The organism is Nocardia anocheti (assembly GCF_029675105.1).
Lineage (GTDB): Bacteria > Actinomycetota > Actinomycetes > Mycobacteriales > Mycobacteriaceae > Nocardia.
Genome location: NZ_JAQQFV010000002.1, coordinates 658,998 through 681,830 on the forward strand (window position 1 = coordinate 658,998; position 22,833 = coordinate 681,830).

Consider the following 22,833-nt stretch of genomic DNA (forward strand, 5'->3'; position numbering starts at 1 on the left):
GGGGAGCCCGGGCCGTTGCGAGGGCCGCCCGGGCTCGTCTGTCAGGCGTCGCGCTGGTTGACGACCACGAGGGCCGCGCCGAACACGATCGCCACGAACACAGTGAAGTAGATCAGGCTGCCCCACACGCCCCAGTGCCAGTTGCCGGACACTTCCTCGGCGGTCAGGAAGCGGTTGATGTTGGCGAAGGGCAAGAACGGGGTGACGTTGCGGCCGAAGCTGCCGAAGGCTCCGAGCAGACTCTCGATGAGCAGCGGCCAGAGCACGATCAGCGAGATGGCCGCGGCCGACTGCCGGACCAGCACACCGACACCGATCGCCAGGATCGCCCCGAGCAGGGCGTAGATCGGAATGCCGTAGATCTCGCGCCAGTTGCCTTCGAGCACCAGGCCGGGGGCGTCGTCACCGACGATCAGCTTGGCCACCGCGAAGGCGACCAACGCCAGCACACCGGTCAGCACGGCGGCGTACACGCCGACCAGACCGGCCTTGGACGAGATCACCTTCGACCGGTTCGGTACCGCGAGGAAGCTGGATCGGATGACGCCGAAGCGGTATTCGCTGGTGACCGTCAGCGCGGCCATGATCATCAGGACCATCACGCCGAAACCGGTCACGCCGGATGCGGCCAGCGCCGGGGTGAGCGGCGGCGGGCCCTGCCCCGGCTCGGCGTCGATATTGGTGATCAGCGACATCAGCACGGCGAAGCCGATGCCGAGCAGCACCACCACCGCCGAGCACCACCAGGGCGACCGGGTCGAGGTGAGTTTGATTCGTTCCGCAGCGAGCACGCCCATCAGAGCGCACCTCCCATCACCTGGTCGAGACCTTCGCCGTGGTACTCCACCGCGCCGCCGGTCATCCGCATGAACGCTTCCTCGAGCGAGGCCTGCTGCGGCGCGAGCTCGTAGAGCGTGACGTTGTTGGTGCCCGCCACCTTGCCGACCTCGTCACTGGACACACCGGCCACGATCAGGGCGTTGTCGCCTTCCTCGCGCACCGTCATGCCGTGCGAGGTGAGCAGGCTGCGCAGCTGGTCTAGCTGCGGGCTGCGCACGCGAACCGACTGCTCGGAGGCGCGGTCGATGAAGTCCTTGGTGGTGGTGTCGGCGATGAGCTGACCCCGCCCGATGACGATCAGGTGCTCGGCGGTCTGGGCCATCTCCGAGAGCAGATGACTCGACACCAGCACCGTGCGACCCTCCCCGGCCAGGCGCTGCATGAACCGGCGGATCCACAGGATGCCCTCGGGGTCGAGCCCGTTGACCGGCTCGTCGAACAGCAGCACCTTCGGATCACCCAGCAGCGCGCCCGCCAGGCCGAGCCGCTGCGACATACCCAGCGAGAACCCGCCCGCGTTCTTGTTGGCGACCTCGGAGAGGCCGACCAGGCGCAGGACCTCCTCCACCCGGGACTTCGGCAGGTCGTTGGCGGCGGCCAGCCACTCCAGGTGCGCGCGCGCCGAGCGGTTCGGATGCACCCACTTGGCGTCCAGGAGCGCGCCGACCTGCGTCAGCGGGCGTTCCAGGTCGTGGTAATGCTTGCCGCCGATCAGCGCGGTGCCCGAGGTGGGCTTGTCCAGCCCCAGGATCATCCGCATGGTCGTCGATTTACCGGCACCGTTGGGTCCGAGGAACCCGGTCACCAGTCCAGGCTGGACGGTGAACGAGAGGTCCTGCACCGCGACGGTCTGGCCGAATTGCTTCGTCAGGCCCTTCAGCTCGATCATGGGCCCCAGCTTGCCGGACGAAGATGGCGAGCGCGTCGCCGTGAGGTCGCGAGTCGGGTCATCCTCGAGGATGACCCGACCCCGAGGAAGGGACTACCGCGCCGGGGAGGACGCCTGAGCCCAGAACCGCTTGGGGATGCGACCGCCCTGCCTGGCCAGATATCCCGCCCGCACCCCGGCGGCCATCGCCTCGGCCATCAGCCGGGGCTCGCGCGCCCTGGTCACCGCGGTCGCCAAAAGGACCGCCGAGCAGCCCAGTTCCATGGCCAGCGCGGCATCGCTGGCGGTGCCGATGCCCGCGTCCAGGATGACCGGCACGTTCGCGGCGCCGACGATCATCTCGATGTTGTGCGGATTGCCGATGCCCAGCCCGGTGCCGATCGGCGAGCCCAGCGGCATGACCGCCGCGCAACCCGCCTCCTCCAGCCTGCGGGCCAGGATGGGATCGTCGGTGGTGTAGGGCAGCACGACGAAACCGTCGTCGACCAGCTGTTCGGCGGCGTCGAGCAGCTCGATCGGGTCGGGCAGCAGGGTGCGGTCGTCGGCGACGACCTCGAGCTTGACCCAGTTGGTGTCGAGGGCCTCGCGGGCCAGCTGCGCGGTGAGCACGGCCTCGGCGGCGGTGCGACAACCCGCGGTATTGGGCAGCGGGGTGATGTCGAGACGCTTCAGCAGATCGAGCACGCCCGTGCCGCCCACCGCGTCGACGCGGCGCATCGCGACGGTAGTGAGCTCGGTACCCGAGGCGACCAGCGCCTCCTCGAGCACGGCGAGGTTCTCGGCGCCGCCGGTGCCCATGATCAGGCGCGAGCCGAACTCCTTGTCGGCGATGCGCAAACCCTGCTCAGCCACCCTGAACCGCCGTGAGCACCTCGATGTTCCAGCCGCGTCCGACGGGCTCGTCCCAGCGCGATTTCGGGAAGACCGCGCCGTCGACGGCCACGGCGACACCCTGGCAGGGCAATTCGAGCCGGGTCAGCAGTTCGCGAATGCTGAGCGGCTCGGCGAACTCGTGATCGGCACCGTTGACGGTGATGCCGATCGGAATGGTCGAGGTCATCGAACTCCTCCTGGGGACGACAGCGAAGGCATCGGTGATGCCGGAAAACGGTGGGGGGACACGGCTTCGGCGACGGCGGGCGTCTGTCCGTCGAGCAGCGCGGGCACCAGCTCGGCGGTGATCGCCAGGGTGAGCATGCCGTTGCGGCCGTGTCCGGTGGCGGCCACGACGCGCTCGTCGAGCGCGCCGAGCAGGGGCAGATTGTCCGGGGTGGACGGGCGCGAGCCCGCGTTCGCCTCGGCCAGTTCGTATTCGGCGATGCCGGGCAGGACGGCCTCGGCGTCGGCGATCAGGTCGCGGACCCCGCCGACGGTGACGGTGGTGTCATGTCCGGCTTCGTATTGCGTTGCGCCCAGGACGATTCCGTCCTCGCGGGGCACCAGGTAGACCTGTCGACCGTGCACCCTGGCCCGGATGACCCGGCGCGGCGGCGCGCTCACGCCGGGACGGCGCCGCAGCCGCAGGATCTCGCCCTTCACCGGGCGCACCGGCAGGCCGGGCCACAGGTCGGCGGAGTGCGCACCGGCGGCGAGCACCACCCGATCGTGCGGCAGATCTTCCAGGGCGGCAACGGTTTCGGTGCGGATCTCGACCCCGGCCGACGTACACGCCGTCAGCAGAGCCCGCAGGACGCGGCGGTTGTCGATGGCGGGTTCGGTCGTGGCCAGCAGACCGGCGCGCACGGTGCGGGCCAGGGCGGGCTCGATGGCGCGGACTCCGGCGCGGTCGAGCACGCGCAGGTCGTGGCCGAATCCGGCGAGCCAGTCCGCGACGGTGCGCAGGTCGGCGGCGTCGGCGGCGTCCAGGGCGACGGTCAGGGTCTCGTCGGCGACGAAGACCGATTCACCGGTGACCGCGCGAAGCTGTTCGGCGAAGGCGGGCCAGGCGTCCAGGGCGGCGGCGCCGAAGCCGAGGACGCGGTCCTCCCCCGGCCAGCCCTCCGACAGCGGCGCGAGCATGCCCCCGGCGACGAAAGAGGCGCCGGAACCGGGCGCGGGATCGAAGACGGTGACCGTCCAACCCGCCCGCGCGGCCCGCCAGGCGACGGCGAGTCCGACGGCGCCGCCACCCACGACCGCCAGAGTCCGCATCACGTTCCACCTGTCTTTTTCCGCCTGTCGCCCGCCATGGCGTTCGCATCCCCACGGTAGCGCGACTACCGTCGACACCGTGCAGCCCTCCCATCCGAATCGTTCCGTCCCGCCCAGGGAGCGCCTGTCGAGCGCACTGCTGTATCTGTGCACCGACGCGCGCCGGGAAAAGGGTGATCTGGCCAGGTTCGTCGACGCCGCGCTCGCCGGTGGCGTGGACATCGTCCAGTTGCGTGACAAGGGGTCGCCCGGTGAGGCCGAGTTCGGCCCGCTCGAGGCCAAGGCCGAGCTCGGCGCGCTGGCCGAGATCAAGGCGGCGACCCGGCGTCACGGCGCGCTGCTGGCGGTGAACGACCGCGCCGATATCGCGCTGGCCTCGGGCGCCGACGTGCTGCATCTGGGCCAGGGCGACCTGCCGCCCGCCTACGCGCGGCGCATCCTCGGCCCCGAGGTGGTGATCGGCCGGTCCACGCACAACCGCAATCAGGCGGGCATCGCGGCCATCGACGGCCATCTCGACTACTTCTGCACCGGCCCGATCTGGACCACCCCCACCAAGCCGGGCCGTCAGGCGGCGGGGGTCGACTTCATCCGCTCCACGGCCGACGCTCACCCGACGCTGCCCTGGTTCGCCATCGGCGGGGTGGACCTCGCCCGGCTCCCGGAGGTCCTGCAAGCGGGCGCCCGCCGCGTCGTCGTGGTGCGAGCCATCACCGAGGCCGCCGATCCCGAGGCCGCGGCCCGCGAGCTCAAGACCGCGCTGCTCGCCGCGAACTGACCGCATTCGCTGAGCGGCCCATCGCTACCCCCGGACCAAGAGATTCCGGCTGGGGGCCGGATCGCGCGGGCGAGGTTCGAGCGGCTGTTCACCGGACCCGCGGCTGACACCGGGCGCGACCCGGTCGCGGGGTGTGGGGCAAGACCTCAGGACAGGATGTCCGCGCGGGTCAGGAGAGGGCCGGTCGCCGGGTCGGCGTCCAGGACGACCTCGGCGCCGGGACCGTCGAGGGCCGTGTGTAGCCAGTAGAAGCCCTGGTCGGCGAGGTAGACGGTGCGGGGCAGGGCGGCGGCGAGTTCGGCGTCGGGGGTCTCCACGCGCAGCGGGACCGCGCGCAGGGTGCGCCAGGCTTCGGCGAACCCGGGGTGCAGCGGACGGTCGGTGACCTCGTTCTCCGGGACCCACGCGAGCTCGTCGCTCTCCTTGTTGGCGACGGTGGCCAGCGGGGACGCGGCGTCAGCGACGACCGTGACATAGGTCCAGCCACTCGGCGCCGTCATGGTGAGTCGCTGGGCGCGCACCCGCAGCAGGTCGGCGGTGATCCCCGCCTCCTCCTCGGCCTCGCGGACGGCGGCGTGCTCGGCGGACTCGTGCGAGTCCCTGGCGCCGCCGGGAATCGCCCAGGTGCCGCCCTGATGACTCCACGGCGCGCGATGTTGCAGCAGCACCGCCGACCCACCGGCAGGCAGCGGCGCGCGCAACAGCAACCCGGCCGCGCCGAACTTGCCCCAATGCCGAACCCCGCCGGGACTGTTCGACCAGCCGTCCCCGTCACCGCGCATAAGTCACTACTCTCTGTGTCCGTAGCAGCCGTTCAGCAACCGCTTCGGGGGTGTCTGAGAGGCTGCGCCGCCGGTAGGACAACAATAAACTCCGCTATAGCAACGCTGCGCGGACGAGTCGGGGAGGTGAACGGTGGTCGAACCGGGGAACCGTACTGCCTCGACCGAGGTGGCGGCCGTGCGTCCGGCCCCGTCCGCGCAGGCAGCGGCGGGTAAGACGCCCACGAAGACACCCGCGCCCGCCGGTTCCGGTGGCCGCCGCGCGGGCCTGCGGCGACCGGCCATCGTCACCGAGCGACCGCCCGCGCCCGACGTCGCGGCCCTGCGCGCGCAGTTCCATCCGGCCAGGATGCGCAGCTTCGTGCAGTCCTCGCCGGGCCGTCTGGTGGCCGCCGGACTCATCCTGATGGCCCTGTGCGTCACCGCTGGCGCGGTGACTTCCACCATCGTGCGCGATCGCCAGCAAGCTCTGGGCGTACTACTCGACGACACCGAACCCGACGCCCACTCGGCCAACCACCTCTACACCTCGCTCTCCATCGCCGACGCCGCCGCGGGCACCGCCTTCATCGCCGGTGGCCTGGAACCACAGGCGGTGCGCGACCGCTACACCCAGGCCGTCGGCGAGGCCGCGGCCGAGCTGGTCACCCAGGCCGGGCACATCTCCGCCGAGGAGGCGGCCGACCCCAGCGGCACCGACCGGCGCCTGCGCACCGGCATCGCCACCGGCCTGCCCGTCTACACCGGCCTGATCGAGACCGCGCGCGCCAACAACCGCAACGGGTATCCGGTCGGCGCGGCCTACCTCAGCGAGGCCTCGCACCAGATGCAGACCACGCTGCTGCCGATGGCCGAGGAGCTCGAGAGCCACCGCATGGACGCGGTGACCGCGGCCCAGCACCGACACGTGCAGCCGCCGTGGCCCGCGATCGTGCTGCTCGTGCTCACCCTCGGCGCCCTGGTCTGGGTGCAGGTGGAGCTGGCCCGGCGCTCGCGTCGCTTCTTCAACATGGGCCTGCTGCTCGGCACGGCCGCGCTCGCGCTGACGCTGCTGTGGACGGTGGCGGCGGGCTCGCTGTCGGCGGTGGCGATGATCCGCTGTCGCGACGAGGGCGCGGTTCCGGCGGCGCGGCTGGCCGAGAGCCGAATCCTGGTGCAGCAGGCCAGGTCCGCCGAAATGGTGAAGCTGGTGCGCCGCGACGCCACCGGCGACTACGACCGCACCTTCGAGGTCAACGCGACGCGCCTGATCGAACTGCTCGACGGCTATCCCGACGACGCCCCCGCCCGCCCCGAGGTCGCCGACGCCCGCGCCGCGCTCACCCGCTGGCAGTCCGCCCACGACCGCATGAACGACACCCTCGAGCGCGGCGATTTCACCGGCGCGGCCGCGGTCGCCACCGGCCCCGGTGCCGCCGACGCCACCGCCCAGGTCGACGCGCTCGACCGGGCCCTCGACGAAGCCTCCGCCGCGACCCGTGACACCTTGCGCTCCAAGGTTTCCCAGGCCGTCGACGTGCTGTCGTTCCTGGCGCCCGGCGCCATGATCCTCGGCATCGCGGGCGCGGTCTGCGTCGGTCTCGGCCTGTGGCCCCGGCTGCGGGAGTACCGATGAGGCCCGCGCGCGCCCTGGCGGCGCTGGCCCTGGCGACGGCGGCGCTGGTCGGCGGCTGTTCCGACAGCACCCCGGCACCCGACGAACGCGGCGTGTACTCCGAACCGCCGTTGCCCGCCAAGGCGATTCCCGTCGGCACCGACACTCCCGTCCCGCCGCGCGGCGGCGAACAGTGCGGCGACCCCACCGCCAGCCTGCGCCCCAGCACCGCGAGCGGACCCACCATCGAGGCCATCCGCGCGCGCGGGCGCCTGGTGGTCGGGCTGGACGCGGGCAGCAACCTGTTCAGCTTCCGCGACCCGCTCACCGGCCGCATCGTCGGCTTCGACGCCGACATCGCCCGCGAGATCGCCCGCGACCTGCTCGGCGACCCCGACCTCATCGAATACCGCAGTCTCGCTTCGGAAGAACGCGAACGCGCCCTGCAGGACCACACCGTGGACCTGATCGCCAAGACCATGACGATCACCTGCGAACGCCGCCAGCGCGTCGCGTTCTCCACGGTGTACCTGCGCGCCGACCAGCGGGTGCTGGCGGTGAAGAACTCCGGCATCAACGGCCTGGCCGATCTGGCGGGCAAGCGGGTCTGCGTGGCGCGCGGCACCACCTCGCTCGACCACATCCGCCGCGACCAGCCCGCCGCCACCATCCTCACCGTGCCCACCTGGGCCGACTGCCTGGTCGTGTTGCAGCAACGTCAGGTCGACGCCGTGAGCACCGACGACTCCATCCTGGCCGGACTGGCCGCGCAGGACCCCTACACCGAGGTGGTCGGCGGCAGCATCAGCGCCGAGCCGTACGGGATCGGTATCCCCAAGGGCGACGACGATCTGGTGCGCTTCGTCAACGCCACGCTCGAGCGCATCCGCAACGACGGCACCTGGACGCGCATCCACCGGCGCTGGCTCGCCTCCCTGGGCGACCCGCCGACCCCACCCGCCCCCACGTACCAGGACTGATCGCCGATGAGTACGCAGGACGACCCCGCCGAACACACCCCCACCGAGCTGTCCCGGCGCGAGCCGACACAACTGACCGAACGCCCCCGCCCCGGCACCCTGCCCGGCGGCTGGACCCTGCCGCCCGAGACCCCCGAACCCGACGACCCACCCGCCGACGACGAGACCCAGCCGCTGCCCAAGCTGCCCTCGCACGCCGTCACCGAGATCGCCGCCCGGCCGACCCCACCGAGCGGCCCGGCCGCCACCCAGGGTTCGTGGGTGTCCGAGCCGGTCGCCACCTCCCGTTCCGGGCGCAGCGTGCGCACCGCCCGCTCGCGGCCGACCCGGCGACTGGGCGCGGGCCTGGTGCCGATCCCGACCGTCACCCCCGCCGACCCGCGCGACGCGGTCCTCGCCGATCCGGTGGTCTCCGAGGGCAGGCGGTTCTGCTGGCGCTGCGCGAATCCGGTCGGCCGCTCCACCCCGGCGCGCGCCGCGAGTTCCAGCGGTGTGTGCGAGACCTGCGGCGCCGCTTACGATTTCCGTCCGTCACTGCACGAGGGCGATATGGTCGCCGGGCAGTACGAGATCCAGGGCTGTATCGCGCACGGCGGGCTGGGCTGGATCTATCTGGCCATCGACCGCAATGTGAGCGACCGCTGGGTGGTGCTCAAGGGCCTGCTGCACGCCGGTGACGCCGAGGCGCAGGCGGTGGCGGTCGCCGAGCGGCAGTTCCTGGCCGAGGTGGCGCACCCGAGCATCGTCAAGATCCACAACTTCGTCGAGCACACCGCCCCGGACGGCTCGAGTATCGGCTACATCGTGATGGAGTACGTGGGCGGGCATTCGCTGCGCGACATCCTCGACGCCCGTCCGCGCGGGGAGCAGATGCCGCTGGCCGAGGCCATCGCCTACGTGCTCGAGATCCTGCCCGCGCTCGACCACCTGCATTCCATCGGCCTGACCTACAACGATCTCAAGCCCGACAATGTGATGGTCACCGAGGACCAGGTGAAGCTCATCGACCTGGGCGCGGTCGCCACCATCGAAGCCTACGGAAACCTCTACGGCACCAAGGGTTTCCAGGCACCCGAGATCGCGCGCACCGGCCCGACCCCCGCCTCCGACATCTACACCGTCGGGCGCACCCTGGCCGCGCTCACCCTCGACCTGCCCAGCGAGCACGGCCGCTACCTCGACGGCATCCCCGACCCCGCCGACGAGCCGCTGCTGGCGCGCTACGAGTTCTTCCACCGCTTCCTGCTCACCGCCACCGAACTCGATCCGGCGCAACGCTTTCCGACGGCGCGCGCCATGTCGGCGCAGCTCGCGGGTGTGCTGCGCGAGATCCTCGCCTACGACACCGGTAGCGAACATCCCCAGCTGTCCACAGTCTTCAGTCCCCAGCGGACCAGTTTCGGCACCGAGGAACTGATCAGCCAGACCGACGCCTACCTCGACGGCGTCGGCCGCTCCCCGCTGCTGGACTCCGGCACTGTCGTCGCCGCCCTGCCGATTCCGCTCATCGACCCCGCCGACCCGTCCGCGCCGCTGCTGGCCGCCACCGCCAACCCGGAACCCGAACGCGTCCTCGAGGCCCTGCACGACGCGCGCGAGCGCGCCGAGGCCGATCCCGACAACGCACCGGATACGCTGGCGGGCGAACTGCTCTACGCCGAGGCGCGGGCCCGGCTGGAACTCGGCGAGTCGGCCGCCGTCCTGCATCTGCTCGACCGCGTGCCCAACGAATCCGACTGGCGCACCGACTGGTTCACCGGTCTGGCCTATCTGCTCGAACTGGACTACGAGGCGGCCTTCGGTGCCTTCGAGGCGGTGCTGCGGGTCCTGCCCGGCGAGATCGCCCCCAAGCTGGCACTGGCCGCCACCGCGGAACTGATTCTGCAACACTGGGAAACCGACGCGCCCGAACAGTGGCGCTCATTCGCCGAACGCTATTACGCCACCGTGTGGCGCACCGATCGCGCCGTGGTGAGCGCCGCCTTCGGCCTGGCCAGACAGCTGGCGGTGGCGGGTCAGGTGGGCGAGGCGGTGCACGCGCTCGACGAGGTGCCCGCCGCGTCCCGGCACTTCACCACCGCCCAGACCACCGCGATCCTGTTGCTGCTCACCAGCGCTCCCGTCGCCGAGCTCGACGAACAGGTGCTGCGCCTGGCCGCCTCCCGCGCCCAATCCATCCCGCCCGGCGAGCACCGCGCCATCCTCATGCGCACCCTCGTCCAGGGCACCGCGCTGGCCTGGCTGGGCGCGGGCAACACCCCGAAACGTAAGGACGCCAAGCTCTTCGGCCGCCCCTTCGACGAACGCGACCTGCGCGACGGCACCGAGAAGGGCCTACGCGCCCTGGCCCGCAACGCCCCCGGCCGCGCCCACCGCTACGCGCTGGTCGACCTGGCCAACTCGCTACGCCCGAAGTCCTGGTTCTGAGACCGACGGAACACTAAGCGCCGCTGACCAATTCGTGGGCCGCGCGGGCGATGGCGAGTTCCTCGTTGGTGGGCACCACCAGCACCGCGACCGGCGCCGAGTCCGGCGAGATACGGCGCGCGCCCGGCGTCCGCGTCTCGTTGCGCTCGGGGTCGATCTCGATGCCGAGGTTCTGGAGGTCGGCCAGGGCGGCGGCGCGCACGGCCGGACTGTTCTCGCCGACACCGGCGGTGAAGACCACGGCGTCGACTCGGCCCAGCTCCACCAGGTAGGCGCCGAGGTAGCGGCGCAGGCGGTGGATGTAGACGTCGAAGGCCAGCTTCGCCTGGGCGTCACCATTGTCGATGAGCTGCTGGAGTTCCCGGAAATCGTTGACGCCGGACAGGCCCTTGATCCCGGAATCGCGATTGAGCAGCTGCTCCACGGCGGGCAGATCCAGCCCGGCGGCGTGCATCAGATGCGGCATGATGCCGGGGTCGAGGTCGCCGGGGCGGGTGCCCATGACCAGGCCCTCGAGCGGGGTCATGCCCATGGTGGTATCGACCGCGACGCCGCCGCGCACGGCCGAGGCCGAGGCGCCGTTGCCGAGGTGGAAGACGATCTGGTTCAGCTCCCCGTACGGGCGGCCGAGGAATTGCGCGGCCTTCTCCGAGACGTACTGGTGCGAGGTGCCGTGGAAGCCGTAGCGGCGGACACCGTGCGCGGCAGCCAGTTTCGCGTCCAGCGCGTAGGTGCGGGCCGCCTCGGGCAGGGTGTGGAAGAACGCGGTGTCGAACACCGCCACCTCCGGAATGCCGGGCAGCAGTTCGCTGGTCGACTCGATGCCGATGGCATTGGCCGGATTGTGCAGCGGCGCGAGCCGGGACAGATCGCGGATGGTGTCGAGCACCTCGTCGGTGATCAGCGTCGGCTGCCAGAACACCTCGCCACCGTGCACGACCCGGTGTCCGACCGCGCCGATCCCGGCGGTGGTCAGGTCGATGCCGGTGTCGCGGAACATCTCGAACGCCTGACGCAGCCCGGCGCGATGATCCGCGATCGGACCCTCGTGCACCAGCTTCTGGTCACCGCACTCGTGCACGACGCGTCCGCCGTGCGCCTCACCGATCTTCTCCACCAGACCGGACGCGCGGACCTGCGCCGAATCCGCGTGCAGCAGCTGATATTTGATCGACGACGACCCACAGTTCAGGACCAAGACCAAGTCGCTCATGCCGGATCCCCCTGCGCCTGGATGGCGGTGATCGCCACGGTGTTGACGATGTCGGCGACCAGCGCGCCGCGCGACAGATCGTTGACCGGCTTGCGCAGACCCTGCAGCACCGGGCCGATCGCCACGGCGCCCGCGCTGCGCTGCACCGCCTTGTAGGTGTTGTTGCCGGTGTTGAGGTCGGGGAAGACGAACACCGTGGCCTTGCCCGCCACCGTGGAGTTCGGCAGCTTGGTGCTGGCGACGGCGGGCTCGATCGCCGCGTCGTACTGGATCGGGCCCTCCACCGGCAGTTCCGGTGAACGCTCGCGCACCAGTTCGGTGGCGGCGCGCACCTTGTCGACATCGGCACCGGTGCCCGAGGCGCCGGTGGAGTACGACAGCATGGCCACCCGGGGCTCGATGCCGAAGCGGGCGGCGGTCTCGGCCGAGGACACCGCGATGTCGGCGAGCTGCTCGGAGGTGGGGTCGGGCACCACGGCGCAGTCGCCGTAGGCGAGTACCCGGTCGGCCAGGCACATCAGGAACACGCTCGACACCGTGGAGACGCCCGGCACCGTCTTGATGATCTCGAAGGAGGGCCGGATGGTGTGCGCGGTGGTGTGCGCGGCGCCGGAGACCATGCCGTCGGCGATGCCCTTGTAGACCATCATGGTGCCGAAATAGGAGATGTCGGCCATGGTTTCGCGGGCGCGCTCGAGCGTCATGCCCTTGTGCTTGCGCAGTTCGGTGTACTCGGCGGCGAATTCGTCGAGGTAGCCGGAGGTGCGCGGGTCGAGCACCTGCGCGGCCTCGATGTCGACGCCGAGTTCGGCGGCGCGGGCGCGCACGGCGGTCTCGTCACCGAGGATCGTGAGGTCGGCGATCTTGCGCTGGAGCACCCGGCCCGCGGCGCGCAGGATGCGGTCGTCGTCGCCCTCGGGCAGCACGATGCGCTTGCGGTCGCCGCGCGCGCGGTCGATGAGCCGGTACTCGAACATCTGTGGGGTCACCACATTCGAGGCCGGGACCTGGATGCGTTCGAGCAGGGCGGGCGCGTCGACGCGCTGTTCCATCAGGGCCAGCGCGGTGTCGACCTTGAGTGGGCTGCCCGCCCACATCCGTCCGCGCGTGCGGTGCACGGCGCTGGCGGTGTCGTAGGTGCCGAGTTCGGTGGTGAGGATCGGCAGCTTGGGGTGCAGGCCCTCCATCAGCCGGGCGATGGCCGGATGCGGGCGGATGCCACCGTTCATGATCACCCCGGCCAGCGACGGAAAGCCCGCCGCCTCATGGGCGTTCACCACGCTGAGCAGCACGTCGGAGCGGTCGCCGGGGGCGATCACCACCACGCCGTCGGACAGGCGCTCGAGGATGTGCTCGGCGGTCATGCCGCCGACCATGATCCGCAGGGCCTCGCGTTGCAGCAGTTCCGGGTCGCCGCTGTAGATCTCGCCGTCGATGGCCCCGCACAGTTCGCCCATGGTCGGCGCCATCAGCAGCGGCACCTCCGGCAGCGTCCAGGAGGGCACCTCGGAATCGGCCAGTGCGGCACCGATCTCGTCGATGTCGTCGGGCGCGCAGCGGTTGGCGACCACCGCGACGAGCTGGGCGTGCTCACCGGCCAGCTCGCCGGAACACAACTCCACCAGGTGCTTGACCTCGGCGGGCGTGCGCTCGGCGCCGCGCACCACCAGCAGCACGGGCGCGCCGAGGTTCACCGCGATGCGGGCGTTGAAGCGTAGTTCGCTGGGGCTCGCGACATCGGTGTAGTCGCTGCCGACGATCACCACCGCGTCGCACGCCTTGGCGACATCGTGGAAGCGCATGACGATCTCGCTGATCGCGGCGTCGGGGTCGCGGTGCACGTCCTCGTAGCTGACGCCGACGGCCTGCTCGTAGCCGATATCGGCGGTGCTGTGCTCGAGCAGCAGTTCGAGGATGTAGTCGGTCTCGGCCGAGGAACGGGTGATCGGGCGGAACACGCCGACCCGCGCGGTGGTCGCGCACAGCATCTGCAGCACGCCCAGCGCCACGGTGGATTTACCGGTGTCACCTTCCGGGGAAGCGATGTACACGGTGGACGGCGCATGTTCGACCATGCTGGCGAGCTTAGTTAATCGATGGCGATTCGGCCGGGCGGTGTGGTGTTCGACCAGGTTCGGCCGGTTCAGCGCACCGGGTCGTAGACCTTGAACCCGAGGTCACCGGCGACGGTGGCCATCGTCTTGTCATGAGTGACCACCGTGAGATCCTCCAGACCACTGCGCAGGGCGGATGCCAGATGAATGGCGTCGAGCGTTTTGATGTGCGAGATGATCGCCTCGGCCTCGTTCAGGACCGCGTGATCGACCGGAATGGTATCGATGTAGTCGGTGATCAAGCCACGATCCAGCGCAGGCAGGCCCTCCCGGCGTAGCACCCGCGTGATCTCGGTGCGCAACAACCGCGAGGAGACGATCCGGCTGTCGCGGTCGGCCGTGGTCGTGTCGAACCACTCGGCAGCGTCGATGGAGTGACCCAGGATGATCCTGATCGCGACCGAACTGTCGAGGTAATAGGCCCTCACCACTCGCCCTTCTCGGCGTCGAGGAGCTCGTCGATGGACGCGGCGGTGCGCAGCCGGTGACGGGCGATGCTGCGCGTGTGCGCGCCGCCCGCCACCGCTCGCGGGATGATCTCGGTGGAGCTGACAGCCGGGACGATGTAGCCCACCCGGTTGTTGTGCCGGGTGAGCTCGTAGACCTCGCCGGATTCCACATCGGCGATCATCTCGGTGGGGTTCTGGCGCAGCTCGCCGACGCTGATCGACTTCATAGTGCCAGGATAGGCGCCATTGTCTACGAATGTCTACGAACGCGTGGCCTCCTCAGCCCAGCGCGCGCAGGCGAGGAGCCAGGTCGCGCTTGAAGAGGTCCAGGAAGCGCAACTGGTCGTGGCCGGGGGCGTGGAAGACCAGGTGGTTGAGGCCCGCGTCGAGGTAGGGCTTGATCTGGGCGACGGCCTCGTCGGGATCGCTGGCCACGATCCAGCGCTTGGCGACCTCCTCGATGGGCAGCGCGTCGGCGGCGGCCTCCATCTCCATCGGGTCGGTGATGTCGTGCTTCTGCTCGGGCGTCAGCGACAGCGGCGCCCAGAAGCGCGTGTTCTGCAGGGCCAGTTCGGGATCGGTGTCGTAGGAGATCTTGATCTCGATCATCTTGTCGATCCCGGCGACATCGCGCTCGGCCTTGGCCGCGCCCTCGGCGACGGCGGGCAGCAGCTTCTCGGTGTAGAGGTCCATGCCCTTGCCGGAGGTGCAGATGAAACCGTCACCCGAACGGCCCGCGTAGCGCGCGACGACCGGGCCGCCCGCGGCGATGTAGACGGGGATGCCGCCCTTGGGCACGTCATAGATGGAGGCGCCCACGGTGTGGTAGTACTCGCCGTCGAAATCGACGCGGTCACCGGTCCACAGCGCGCGCATGAGCTGCACCGATTCGCGCAGCCGGGCGAAACGCTCCTTGAAATCGGGCCATTCGCCCTTGTAACCGGTGGCGATCTCGTTGAGCGCCTCGCCGGTGCCGACACCGAGCATGACGCGTCCCGGGTACAGGCAGCCGAAGGTGGCGAACGCCTGGGCGATCACCGCCGGGTTGTAGCGGAAGGTCGGGGTGAGCACCGAGGTGCCGAGCATGATGCGCTCGGTGCGCTCACCGGTGGCGGCCAGCCAGGCCAGCGAGAACGGCGCGTGCCCGCCCTCGTGGCGCCAGGGCTGGAAGTGATCGCTGACCGTCGCGCTGTCGAGACCGTGTTCCTCGGCGGCCACCGCCAGCTCGACCAGCTCGCGCGGTCCGAACTGTTCCGCCGACGCCTTGTATCCGAGCTTGAGATCAACCATCTCAGCCACTCCTGTCTTCGCTTCGTCGCGCCCCTGCCGTCTCGACACTAACCAACACGCGTACCGACTGCCCGGTAGCACCGCGACCGGGTTTAGCGGATGATTAGCTGGTGACCGCCAAGGATGAGCAGATCTTGTCGTACCTGACCGACATGGACGGTGTACTCGTCCACGAGGACCAACTGATCCCGGGCGCCGACGAATTCCTCGCCGAGCTGCGCGCCAACGAGATCCCGTTCCTCGTCCTCACCAACAACTCCATCCGCACCCCGCGCGACCTGCAGGCCAGGCTGCGCCAGACCGGCCTGGACATCCCCGAACAGTCCATCTGGACCTCCGCGCTGGCCACCGCCACCTTCCTCGACGAACAGCGCCCCAACGGCACCGCCTACGTGGTGGGCGAGTCCGGGCTCACCACCGCCCTGCACGAGATCGGCTACGTGCTCACCGACGTCGACCCCGACTACGTGGTGCTCGGCGAGACCCGCACCTACTCCTTCGAGGCCATCACCACCGCCATCCGCCTGGTCGACCGCGGCGCCAAGTTCATCGCCACCAATCCCGACGCCACCGGCCCCTCCCGCGACGGCGTGCTGCCCGCCACCGGCTCGGTCGCCGCCCTGATCACCCGCGCCACCGGCAAGGACCCCTACTACGTGGGCAAGCCCAACCCGCTGATGATGCGCTCGGCCCTGCGCCGCATCGGCGCGCACTCGCAGAGCACCGTGATGATCGGCGACCGCATGGACACCGACGTCATCGCCGGACTCGAAGCGGGCCTGCGCACCGTCCTGGTCACCTCGGGCATCTCCACCAAGTCCTCGGTCGAGGCCTACCCCTTCCGGCCGACCATGGTGGTCGATTCCGTCGCCGACCTGGTCGGCCGCACCAGCAGGCCCTTCGCCGAGCTGTGAGCTAGCTCTCACCGGAATAAGTTTCCTCGTCCACTAGTTATAGTTGCCATGGCAACCAAAGCGAGCCGAGGAGGGCCAGTGCAGTTCGGAATCTTCACCGTGGGTGACGTGACCACCGACCCGACGACCGGCCGTACCCCCACCGAGGGCGAGCGGATCAAGGCGATGACCACCATCGCGCAGAAGGCCGAGGAGGTGGGCCTGGACGTGTTCGCCATGGGCGAGCACCACAACCCGCCGTTCGTGCCGTCCTCGCCCACCACCATGCTCGGCTACATCGCGGGCCGCACCGACCGCATCCAGCTGTCGACCTCGACCACGCTGATCACCACCAACGACCCGGTCAAGATCGCCGAGGACTTCGCGACCCTGCAGCACCTGGCCGACGGGCGCGTCGACCTGATGCTCGGCCGCGGCAACACCGGCCCGGTCTACCCGTGGTTCGGCAAGGACATCCGCGACGGCATCCCGCTGGCCATCGAGAACTACGCCCTGCTGCACAAGCTGTGGCGCGAAGACGTGGTGACCTGGCAGGGCCGCTTCCGCACCCCGCTGCAGTCGTTCACCGCGACCCCGCGCCCGCTCGACGACGTCCCCCCGTTCGTCTGGCACGGCTCGATCCGCAGCCCGGAGATCGCCGAGCAGGCCGCCTACTACGGTGACGGCTTCTTCGCCAACCACATCTTCTGGCCCACCGACCACTTCCAGCGGCTCATCGAGCTCTACCGCCGCCGCTACGAGCACTACGGGCACGGCAGCGCCGACCAGGCGATCGTCGGACTCGGCGGCCAGGTGTTCCTGCGCAAGAACTCCCAGGACGCCGTGCGCGAGTTCCGGCCGTACTTCGACAACGCGCCGGTCTACGGGCACGGACCCTCGCTCGAGGAGTTCACCGAGCAGACCCCGCTGACCGTGGGCAGCCCGCAGCAGGTGATCGAGAAGACGCTCACCTTCCGCGAGAACTTCGGCGACTACCAGCGCCAGCTGTTCCTGGTCGATCACGCGGGCCTGCCGCTGAAGACCGTGCTCGAACAGCTCGACCTGCTCGGCGAGGAAGTGATTCCCGTGCTGCGCAAGGAATTCGCCGCCGGACGCCCGGCGCACGTGCCCGACGCGCCGACGCACGCGTCGCTGCTGGCCGCCAAGGACACGGAGGTCGCCGCATGACCCAGCGCATCGCCGTGGTCTCGGCCGGGCTGTCCCAGCCCTCCTCGACCCGGCTGCTCGCCGAACGACTCGCCGCGGCCACCGCGCGCGGCGGCGACGTCGAACTCGACTTCGTCGACCTGCGCGAACACGCCAGGGACCTGGCCGACAACCTCGTCGCCGGATTCCCCTCCCCCGCACTGCGCAGCACCATCGACCGGGTCGTCGGCGCCGACGGCCTGATCGCGGTGACGCCGATCTTCAACGCCTCCTACAGCGGCCTGTTCAAGACGTTCTTCGACGTCCTCGAACCGGAGTCGCTGGTCGGGATGCCGGTGTTGCTCGGCGCCACCGGTGGCACCGAACGGCATTCGCTCGCACTGGAACACGCGTTGCGACCACTGTTCGCCTACCTGCGCTCGGTCGTCGTCCCGACCGCCGTCTACGCGGCGTCCACGGATTGGGGCGACGGCGCGGGCGACGGATTGCAGCGCCGGATCGACCGCGCCGCCGAGGAATTCACCGAACTCCTGGCCGGACGGTCCCGCACCCGCACCGTCGACCCCTACGCCGAAACCACCCCCTTCGAAGATCTGCTAGCCGGAAACCTCACCCCCACAAGGAGTTCCCTATGACCACCGCACTCGCCAACGGCCTCACCGCGGGCACCTGGACCATCGATGCCAGCCACTCCACCGTCGGCTTCTCCGTCCGCCACCTCATGGTGAGCAAGGTCCGCGGCCGCTTCACCGACTTCGACGGCGCGCTCGTCATCGGCGAGGACGGCTCCGCCTCCGCGCACGCCGAGATCCGCGTCGACTCGCTGACCACCGACAACGCCCAGCGCGACGGTCACCTGCGCACCGCCGACTTCTTCCACGCCGAGCAGTTCCCGGTGATGACGTTCACGTCCACCGGATTCCGCGGCGAGGGCAGCGATTTCGTCGTCGACGGTGAGTTCACCGTGCGCGGCAACACCAAGCCGGTCTCGCTCGAGGTCGAGTTCCTCGGCGTGAACCCGGGCATGGGCAACGGCCCGGTCGCCGGGTTCGAGGCCAAGACCGTGGTCTCGCGGCGCGAGTTCGGGCTCGACATCGACATGCCGCTGCCCGACGGCGGCACGGTGATCGGCGACAAGATCACCCTCACCCTGGAGATCGAGGTAGCCCTGCAGAGCTGACCCCCGACGCCACGAAGCCCTCGCCGATCATGGCGAGGGCTTCGTCGTGTCCGTCGCTCAGATCGGCCGGAAACCGGCGCCGAGATCGCCGCGCGCGTCGATGTCGGCGAGGATCGCGGTGATGTTCATGCCGACCTCGGGGCCGAGGCAGGGCACGTAGACATACCCGTTGACCATGCCGACCAGCGTGGAGCCGACCACCACCGGACCGCCGGAATCACCGGAGACCACGCAGATCTGGGTGAGCGTGGCGATCCCGGACTCCAGCGGGTCACCGTAGGCGAGACCGCAGGTCTGCGCGGTGCTGCGGCCCTCCTTGCAGGCGATATCCGGGAACTGCGCGGGCCCGCCGACGCCGGTGATCGTCGTGTTGCCCACCCGGTTCACCGGCACCACCGTGGCCGGATCGAAGGTGATCACCGAGTAGTCCATGGCCTCGCTGCGATAGGCGACGGTACCGACGGTGCCCGCCTCCTGGTTCGTCTCGGCGACGATGCCCGCGCCCTCCGGCCCGCAGTGCGCGGCGGTGAGGCCGACCAGCCTGCCGCCGGAATCGTGGCCGATGGTGGTGAGGGTGCAGGTCGCGCCGTCGACCAGGATGCCGGAACCACCGCCGAGCACCGCCGGGTCCGCGGCGTGCGCGGTTCCGATCGGTCCGGCCGTGAGGGCTCCGAGAACGGCCAGGACGGCGCCTGCCGCCGCGAGTGTCTTCGACATGTTCGATCCGATCCGTGCGCTGGTTCCGGGCGAATTCGATCGTGCGATCGAGACCATAGCAAGGTCGCATCAGTCCATGTCAGAAGGCACCCGCGTGGCGTCATCCCGGCTGATCCGCGCCCGCGATGATGGTGTCGAGCGCGGCGGACAGGCGGGTGAGCGTGGCCACGGTCGCGGCGAACTCGGCCGGACCGAGCAGGGCGGCGAGACGCTCGGCCATGGCGGCGTGCTGCGGACCGATCCGCTCGATGGCGGCCAGGCCCACCTCGGTGATGGCGACGAGCTTGGCCCGCTTGTGCGCCGGATTGGGCCGATACTCGCAGATCCCTTCGGCCACCAGCAGATCCGCCACCCGCTGCACGCTCTGGCGGGTGATCCCCATCGCGCGCGCGATCCCGGCGACCGGCAGCGGCTGCTGCTGCACCGCCGCCATCACCTGCCACCACGCCACCGAGATCCCCGACGGTGCCGCCAAACCGTCACCGATGGTGAGGAATTGGCCGTTGAGGCGGTAGACGGTGAGGGCGGCGCCGTCGAGCAGATCCTGTTCGGGCGTCACCGCGCGGCCAGTGCCGCATAGGCGGAGGGGTCCTTGTGCGCGAACAGCTGGAACCAGGCGTCGAGCACGGGGGGCTCGTAGAGATCGAGCCGGGCGAAGATCTCGCGCGCGAATTCGAAGGGGGACATGGCATTCGCGGTGATCACGTCGCCATCGGTGACCGCCGGTGCGTCGACATAGCGCTCGGCGCCCGAATAGCCGGTCTCCACCAGGGTTCCCGGATCGTTGCTGGTGTGCGCGCGGGTGTCGAGCAGGCCGACCCTCGCCAGACCCACGGTGGCGCCACAGATTCCGGCGACGGGCACGCCCGCGTCGACGAAGCGTTTCGCGGCCTCGGCGAACGGGTTCAGCGCGTCACCGGACCACAGCTCGGCGCCGGGCAGGATCAGCATGGCGCTGTCGGCGGGATCGAGATCGGCCAGGGCGAGGTCGGGGGTGACGCGGAAGCGGCCCATGGTGGTGACCGGCTCGGTGGTGAGTCCGACGGTGCGCACCTCGAAGACGCCGGGCTCGCGATGCCAGGAGGTGTCGGCGATATTCGCCAGGGCGGCGCCCGCCTCCCAGTCGGCGAGGGTGTCGTAGACGGCGGCGTGGACTGTTTTCTTCGTCATGACAGTATGCTGTCATTATTGACAGGATGCTGTCAATAAGAATTTTGCAACCCCCTTTTCGTAAGCTCACCGCATTCGGTGCGAGACAAGGAGGTTCAGCCGAGATGACCGACCCCGTGCAGGGCATGACGGGCACCATCACGTCATCGATCCGCGCGGCGGGCGCGCTCGGCGAGGTCCTGGTCGCGATTCGCGGCGGGACCGAGCTCTATCTGGCACGAGCCGAGGAGCCGATCGAGGCGGGCGCGACGGTGCTCATCGTCGCGGTCCATCCGGGACGCGTCGTCGACGTGGTCAGCTGGATTCCCCTCGCACCGCAACCGCCGCAGGACAATTGAGAGAAGGGGCTCGCATGCTGGGCTATCACGTTCCCGATCCCGACGAGGCCATGCTGGTCAGCGGTGCCAAGAGCAAGGACAACGCGCCGTTCCGGGTGGTCATCGGGCGCGGCACCTGGGTGATTCCGCTGTTCCGCAAGGTGCGGTACCTGTCGCTGGCGATGTTCGAGTCCGAGATCCGCGAACGGTGTGTCACCAAGCAAGCCATCCAGCTGGACGTGCGCGCGGTGATCGCGTTCAAGGTCGCCAACGACACGCCGTCGATCGTCAACGCGGCCCAGCGTTTCCTGTCCGAACAGGAGCAGGAGATGTCGGTGCTGACCGGGCGGATCTTCTCCGGTCACCTGCGCTCGATCGTCGGCTCGATGACCGTCGAGGAGATCATCCGCGAGCGCCAGAAGCTGGCCGACGAGGTGCTGCTGGCCTCCAAGGTGGAGATGAGCAATATCGGCCTGTGGGTCGACTCGTTCCAGATCCAGTCCATCGACGACGGCGACCTCGGCTACATCAACGCCCTGGCCGCCCCGCACAACGCGGCCGTGCAGCGCGACGCGCAGATCGCCCAGGCCCAGGCCGCCCAGCGCTCCGCCGAGGCCGAACAGGAATCGCTGCGCCGCCAGGCCGAATACGAACGCGAGACCTCGATCCTCAAGGCGCAGTACCAGCGCGACATCGACAAGGCGCGCGCCGAAGCCGCCCAGGCGGGCCCGCTCGCCGACGCCATCGCCCGCCAGGAGGTGCTCACCGCGCAGGCCGAGCAGGCGCGCAAGAACGCCGAACTGCGCGAGCAGGAACTGCAGGCCGAGGTCGTCAAGCCCGCCATGGCCGAGGCCGAGCGCGTGCGTATCCTCGCCGAGGCCGAAGCCGACCGCACCCGCATCCAGGCCGAGGCCGCCGCCTCCAACAACCGCATCGCCCTGGACCAGCTGCTCATCGAACAGCTGCCCGAAATCGTCAAACAGGCCTCCACCGGCCTCGCCAACGCCAACCTCACCGTCCTCAACGGCCCTGACGGGGTGGGCGAACTGGTCAACGGAATGGTCGGCCAGGGGTTGACGGTCTTCAACTCACTGCAGAAGGCCCTGTCCAACGGCGAGGCCGACAAGAACTGACCGGAAGGGGCCGACCGTCCCCGAACGGTCGGCCCCTTCGCGTACAGTAGGTACGTACCTACATCGAGGAGAGCGAGCGCGATGACGACTATGAGTGCCCGGGAGCTCAACCGGGATGTCAGCGCCGCGAAGCGCGCGGCACAGCAGGGACCGGTGGTGATCACCGACCGTGGCGAAGAGGCCTTCGTACTGCTCTCCATCGAGGAGTACCGGCGGCTCCGCGCCGACAGCCAGGACCTCGTCGCCCGTTTGAGCATGGACGATGACGACGAGATCGACTTCGACCCGGCGCCGCTCGGGCTGAACCTGCGGATTCCGTCGCTGTGAACTATCTGCTCGATACCAACGTCCTGAGCGAGTTGCGAAAGTCGGCGCGGACAGCGGACCCGGCGGTCCGCGCGTGGGCGACGGCCCGGCGACCGTCGGAGCTCTACCTCAGCGTGGTCACGATCATGGAGCTCGACATCGGCATCGGCCGAATCGAGCGACGCGACGCCGTGCAGGGCAAGCGCCTGCGATCGTGGCTGGAAGACACCGTCCTCGACACCTTCGCGGGCAGAATCCTCGGCGTCGATCTGGCCGTAGCCCGCCGCGCCGCACGCATGCACGTGCCTGACCCGCGGCCCGAACGCGACACCCTGATCGCCGCGACGGCGGGCGAACACGGCATGACGGTGGCCACCCGGAACGTGAAGGACTTCGGCCCCACGGGCGTGCCGGTCATCGACCCCTGGTCCGGGCCATAGTCG

25 protein-coding genes and 1 pseudogene are annotated in these 22,833 nt (G+C 69.9%); 12 read left to right on the forward strand and 14 right to left on the reverse strand.

Annotation, left to right across the window (positions count from 1 at the left end; all coding sequences use genetic code 11):
• Nucleotides 1–41: 41 nt before the first annotated feature.
• The 5 genes from QC180_RS07045 to thiO all read right to left on the reverse strand — a co-directional run bounded on the left by QC180_RS07045 (nt 42) and on the right by thiO (nt 3,880).
• On the reverse strand, nt 42–797 hold the full coding sequence (locus tag QC180_RS07045; protein WP_278261779.1) for an ABC transporter permease: 756 nt from the start codon (nt 795–797) through the stop codon (nt 42–44).
• A complete protein-coding gene (locus QC180_RS07050) occupies nt 797–1,729 on the reverse strand; it encodes an ABC transporter ATP-binding protein (RefSeq protein WP_278261780.1) in 933 nt (310 codons plus the stop codon). The genes QC180_RS07045 and QC180_RS07050 overlap by 1 nt, the downstream gene beginning before the upstream one ends.
• A 93-nt stretch (nt 1,730–1,822) precedes the next feature.
• The gene (gene thiG, locus QC180_RS07055; protein WP_278261781.1) at nt 1,823–2,581 is read right to left on the reverse strand and encodes a thiazole synthase; all 759 of its coding nucleotides are present in this window, start codon (nt 2,579–2,581) and stop codon (nt 1,823–1,825) included.
• On the reverse strand, nt 2,574–2,789 hold the full coding sequence (thiS, locus tag QC180_RS07060) for a sulfur carrier protein ThiS (RefSeq protein WP_278261782.1): 216 nt from the start codon (nt 2,787–2,789) through the stop codon (nt 2,574–2,576). The genes thiG and thiS overlap by 8 nt, the downstream gene beginning before the upstream one ends.
• Nucleotides 2,786–3,880, reverse strand: coding sequence for a glycine oxidase ThiO (gene thiO / locus QC180_RS07065; protein ID WP_278261783.1), 1,095 nt, complete (start codon nt 3,878–3,880; stop codon nt 2,786–2,788). Before thiO ends, thiS begins: the two co-directional genes overlap by 4 nt.
• 79 nt (nt 3,881–3,959) lie before the next feature.
• Between thiO and thiE the strand changes: the two genes are divergently transcribed.
• Nucleotides 3,960–4,658 (forward strand): thiamine phosphate synthase, encoded by a 699-nt coding sequence (thiE, locus tag QC180_RS07070; RefSeq protein WP_278261784.1) that lies wholly within the window; start codon nt 3,960–3,962, stop codon nt 4,656–4,658.
• A 146-nt stretch (nt 4,659–4,804) separates the two neighbouring features.
• Here thiE and QC180_RS07075 read toward each other — a convergent pair whose 3' ends face one another.
• On the reverse strand, nt 4,805–5,440 hold the full coding sequence (locus QC180_RS07075) for an NUDIX domain-containing protein (RefSeq protein ID WP_278261785.1): 636 nt from the start codon (nt 5,438–5,440) through the stop codon (nt 4,805–4,807).
• A gap of 133 nt (nt 5,441–5,573) precedes the next feature.
• Between QC180_RS07075 and QC180_RS07080 the strand changes: the two genes are divergently transcribed.
• From QC180_RS07080 to QC180_RS07090, 3 genes are all read left to right on the forward strand, one after another.
• A complete protein-coding gene (locus QC180_RS07080; protein ID WP_278261786.1) occupies nt 5,574–7,055 on the forward strand; it encodes a hypothetical protein in 1,482 nt (493 codons plus the stop codon).
• Nucleotides 7,052–8,014 (forward strand): glutamate ABC transporter substrate-binding protein, encoded by a 963-nt coding sequence (locus QC180_RS07085; RefSeq protein WP_278261787.1) that lies wholly within the window; start codon nt 7,052–7,054, stop codon nt 8,012–8,014. Before QC180_RS07080 ends, QC180_RS07085 begins: the two co-directional genes overlap by 4 nt.
• Nucleotides 8,015–8,131: 117 nt before the next feature.
• Entirely contained in the window at nt 8,132–10,441 is a 2,310-nt protein-coding gene (locus tag QC180_RS07090) for a serine/threonine-protein kinase (RefSeq protein ID WP_474646402.1), read from the forward strand.
• Between the two features lie 13 nt (nt 10,442–10,454).
• Here QC180_RS07090 and QC180_RS07095 read toward each other — a convergent pair whose 3' ends face one another.
• The 5 genes and pseudogenes from QC180_RS07095 to fgd all read right to left on the reverse strand — a co-directional run bounded on the left by QC180_RS07095 (nt 10,455) and on the right by fgd (nt 15,507).
• Complete coding sequence (locus tag QC180_RS07095; protein WP_278261789.1) at nt 10,455–11,654, reverse strand: acetate kinase; 1,200 nt, start codon at nt 11,652–11,654, stop codon at nt 10,455–10,457.
• Nucleotides 11,651–13,729 (reverse strand): phosphate acetyltransferase, encoded by a 2,079-nt coding sequence (gene pta / locus QC180_RS07100; RefSeq protein WP_278261790.1) that lies wholly within the window; start codon nt 13,727–13,729, stop codon nt 11,651–11,653. The genes QC180_RS07095 and pta overlap by 4 nt, the downstream gene beginning before the upstream one ends.
• Nucleotides 13,730–13,797: 68 nt before the next feature.
• Nucleotides 13,798–14,196, reverse strand: a complete 399-nt coding sequence (locus QC180_RS07105) for a type II toxin-antitoxin system VapC family toxin (protein ID WP_278261791.1) — start codon at nt 14,194–14,196, stop codon at nt 13,798–13,800.
• A 98-nt stretch (nt 14,197–14,294) separates the two neighbouring features.
• Nucleotides 14,295–14,444: pseudogene (locus tag QC180_RS30215) on the reverse strand (type II toxin-antitoxin system Phd/YefM family antitoxin); the annotation flags it as partial.
• Between the two features lie 52 nt (nt 14,445–14,496).
• Nucleotides 14,497–15,507: a glucose-6-phosphate dehydrogenase (coenzyme-F420) gene (gene fgd, locus QC180_RS07115; RefSeq protein WP_278261793.1), complete on the reverse strand. Its 1,011-nt coding sequence runs from the start codon at nt 15,505–15,507 to the stop codon at nt 14,497–14,499.
• 152 nt (nt 15,508–15,659) lie between these two features.
• Here fgd and QC180_RS07120 point away from each other — a divergent pair, with 152 nt between their 5' ends.
• The 4 genes from QC180_RS07120 to QC180_RS07135 all read left to right on the forward strand — a co-directional run bounded on the left by QC180_RS07120 (nt 15,660) and on the right by QC180_RS07135 (nt 18,747).
• Nucleotides 15,660–16,421, forward strand: a complete 762-nt coding sequence (locus QC180_RS07120; RefSeq protein WP_474646403.1) for an HAD-IIA family hydrolase — start codon at nt 15,660–15,662, stop codon at nt 16,419–16,421.
• A 78-nt stretch (nt 16,422–16,499) separates the two neighbouring features.
• Entirely contained in the window at nt 16,500–17,588 is a 1,089-nt protein-coding gene (locus QC180_RS07125; RefSeq protein ID WP_278261795.1) for an LLM class flavin-dependent oxidoreductase, read from the forward strand.
• Nucleotides 17,585–18,202, forward strand: a complete 618-nt coding sequence (locus QC180_RS07130; RefSeq protein WP_278261796.1) for an FMN reductase — start codon at nt 17,585–17,587, stop codon at nt 18,200–18,202. Before QC180_RS07125 ends, QC180_RS07130 begins: the two co-directional genes overlap by 4 nt.
• Nucleotides 18,199–18,747, forward strand: coding sequence for a YceI family protein (locus QC180_RS07135; RefSeq protein WP_278261797.1), 549 nt, complete (start codon nt 18,199–18,201; stop codon nt 18,745–18,747). The genes QC180_RS07130 and QC180_RS07135 overlap by 4 nt, the downstream gene beginning before the upstream one ends.
• Nucleotides 18,748–18,804: 57 nt before the next feature.
• On the opposite strand, the gene QC180_RS07140 is transcribed toward QC180_RS07135, so the two are convergent.
• From QC180_RS07140 to QC180_RS07150, 3 genes are all read right to left on the reverse strand, one after another.
• A complete protein-coding gene (locus QC180_RS07140) occupies nt 18,805–19,464 on the reverse strand; it encodes a chymotrypsin family serine protease (RefSeq protein WP_278261798.1) in 660 nt (219 codons plus the stop codon).
• 100 nt (nt 19,465–19,564) lie between these two features.
• Nucleotides 19,565–20,023 carry a MarR family winged helix-turn-helix transcriptional regulator gene (locus QC180_RS07145; protein ID WP_278261799.1) on the reverse strand — a complete coding sequence of 153 codons (459 nt, stop codon included), beginning with the start codon at nt 20,021–20,023 and terminating at the stop codon, nt 19,565–19,567.
• On the reverse strand, nt 20,020–20,634 hold the full coding sequence (locus QC180_RS07150; RefSeq protein ID WP_278261800.1) for a DJ-1/PfpI family protein: 615 nt from the start codon (nt 20,632–20,634) through the stop codon (nt 20,020–20,022). The genes QC180_RS07145 and QC180_RS07150 overlap by 4 nt, the downstream gene beginning before the upstream one ends.
• Before the next feature lie 104 nt (nt 20,635–20,738).
• On the opposite strand from QC180_RS07150, the gene QC180_RS07155 reads away from it, so the two are divergent.
• The 4 genes from QC180_RS07155 to QC180_RS07170 all read left to right on the forward strand — a co-directional run bounded on the left by QC180_RS07155 (nt 20,739) and on the right by QC180_RS07170 (nt 22,830).
• Nucleotides 20,739–20,972, forward strand: coding sequence for a hypothetical protein (locus QC180_RS07155; RefSeq protein WP_278261801.1), 234 nt, complete (start codon nt 20,739–20,741; stop codon nt 20,970–20,972).
• A 14-nt stretch (nt 20,973–20,986) separates the two neighbouring features.
• On the forward strand, nt 20,987–22,084 hold the full coding sequence (locus QC180_RS07160; RefSeq protein WP_278261802.1) for an SPFH domain-containing protein: 1,098 nt from the start codon (nt 20,987–20,989) through the stop codon (nt 22,082–22,084).
• Nucleotides 22,085–22,165: 81 nt separating this feature from the next.
• The gene (locus tag QC180_RS07165; protein WP_278261803.1) at nt 22,166–22,411 is read left to right on the forward strand and encodes a type II toxin-antitoxin system Phd/YefM family antitoxin; all 246 of its coding nucleotides are present in this window, start codon (nt 22,166–22,168) and stop codon (nt 22,409–22,411) included.
• A complete protein-coding gene (locus QC180_RS07170) occupies nt 22,408–22,830 on the forward strand; it encodes a type II toxin-antitoxin system VapC family toxin (RefSeq protein WP_278261804.1) in 423 nt (140 codons plus the stop codon). Before QC180_RS07165 ends, QC180_RS07170 begins: the two co-directional genes overlap by 4 nt.
• Nucleotides 22,831–22,833 lie beyond the last annotated feature (3 nt).

Coding starts and splice junctions, on each gene's coding strand:
- QC180_RS07155 (WP_278261801.1), top strand. CDS start 20,739: ATGACCGACCCCGTGCAGGGCATGACGGGCACCATCACGTCATCGATC.
- QC180_RS07165 (WP_278261803.1), top strand. CDS start 22,166: ATGACGACTATGAGTGCCCGGGAGCTCAACCGGGATGTCAGCGCCGCG.
- QC180_RS07120 (WP_474646403.1), top strand. CDS start 15,660: ATGGACGGTGTACTCGTCCACGAGGACCAACTGATCCCGGGCGCCGAC.
- QC180_RS07075 (WP_278261785.1), bottom strand. CDS start 5,440: ATGCGCGGTGACGGGGACGGCTGGTCGAACAGTCCCGGCGGGGTTCGG.
- QC180_RS07050 (WP_278261780.1), bottom strand. CDS start 1,729: ATGATCGAGCTGAAGGGCCTGACGAAGCAATTCGGCCAGACCGTCGCG.
- QC180_RS07045 (WP_278261779.1), bottom strand. CDS start 797: ATGGGCGTGCTCGCTGCGGAACGAATCAAACTCACCTCGACCCGGTCG.
- QC180_RS07135 (WP_278261797.1), top strand. CDS start 18,199: ATGACCACCGCACTCGCCAACGGCCTCACCGCGGGCACCTGGACCATC.
- QC180_RS07130 (WP_278261796.1), top strand. CDS start 17,585: ATGACCCAGCGCATCGCCGTGGTCTCGGCCGGGCTGTCCCAGCCCTCC.
- QC180_RS07095 (WP_278261789.1), bottom strand. CDS start 11,654: ATGAGCGACTTGGTCTTGGTCCTGAACTGTGGGTCGTCGTCGATCAAA.
- pta (WP_278261790.1), bottom strand. CDS start 13,729: ATGGTCGAACATGCGCCGTCCACCGTGTACATCGCTTCCCCGGAAGGT.
- thiS (WP_278261782.1), bottom strand. CDS start 2,789: ATGACCTCGACCATTCCGATCGGCATCACCGTCAACGGTGCCGATCAC.
- QC180_RS07160 (WP_278261802.1), top strand. CDS start 20,987: ATGCTGGGCTATCACGTTCCCGATCCCGACGAGGCCATGCTGGTCAGC.
- QC180_RS07150 (WP_278261800.1), bottom strand. CDS start 20,634: ATGACGAAGAAAACAGTCCACGCCGCCGTCTACGACACCCTCGCCGAC.
- fgd (WP_278261793.1), bottom strand. CDS start 15,507: ATGGTTGATCTCAAGCTCGGATACAAGGCGTCGGCGGAACAGTTCGGA.
- thiO (WP_278261783.1), bottom strand. CDS start 3,880: ATGCGGACTCTGGCGGTCGTGGGTGGCGGCGCCGTCGGACTCGCCGTC.
- QC180_RS07140 (WP_278261798.1), bottom strand. CDS start 19,464: ATGTCGAAGACACTCGCGGCGGCAGGCGCCGTCCTGGCCGTTCTCGGA.
- QC180_RS07085 (WP_278261787.1), top strand. CDS start 7,052: ATGAGGCCCGCGCGCGCCCTGGCGGCGCTGGCCCTGGCGACGGCGGCG.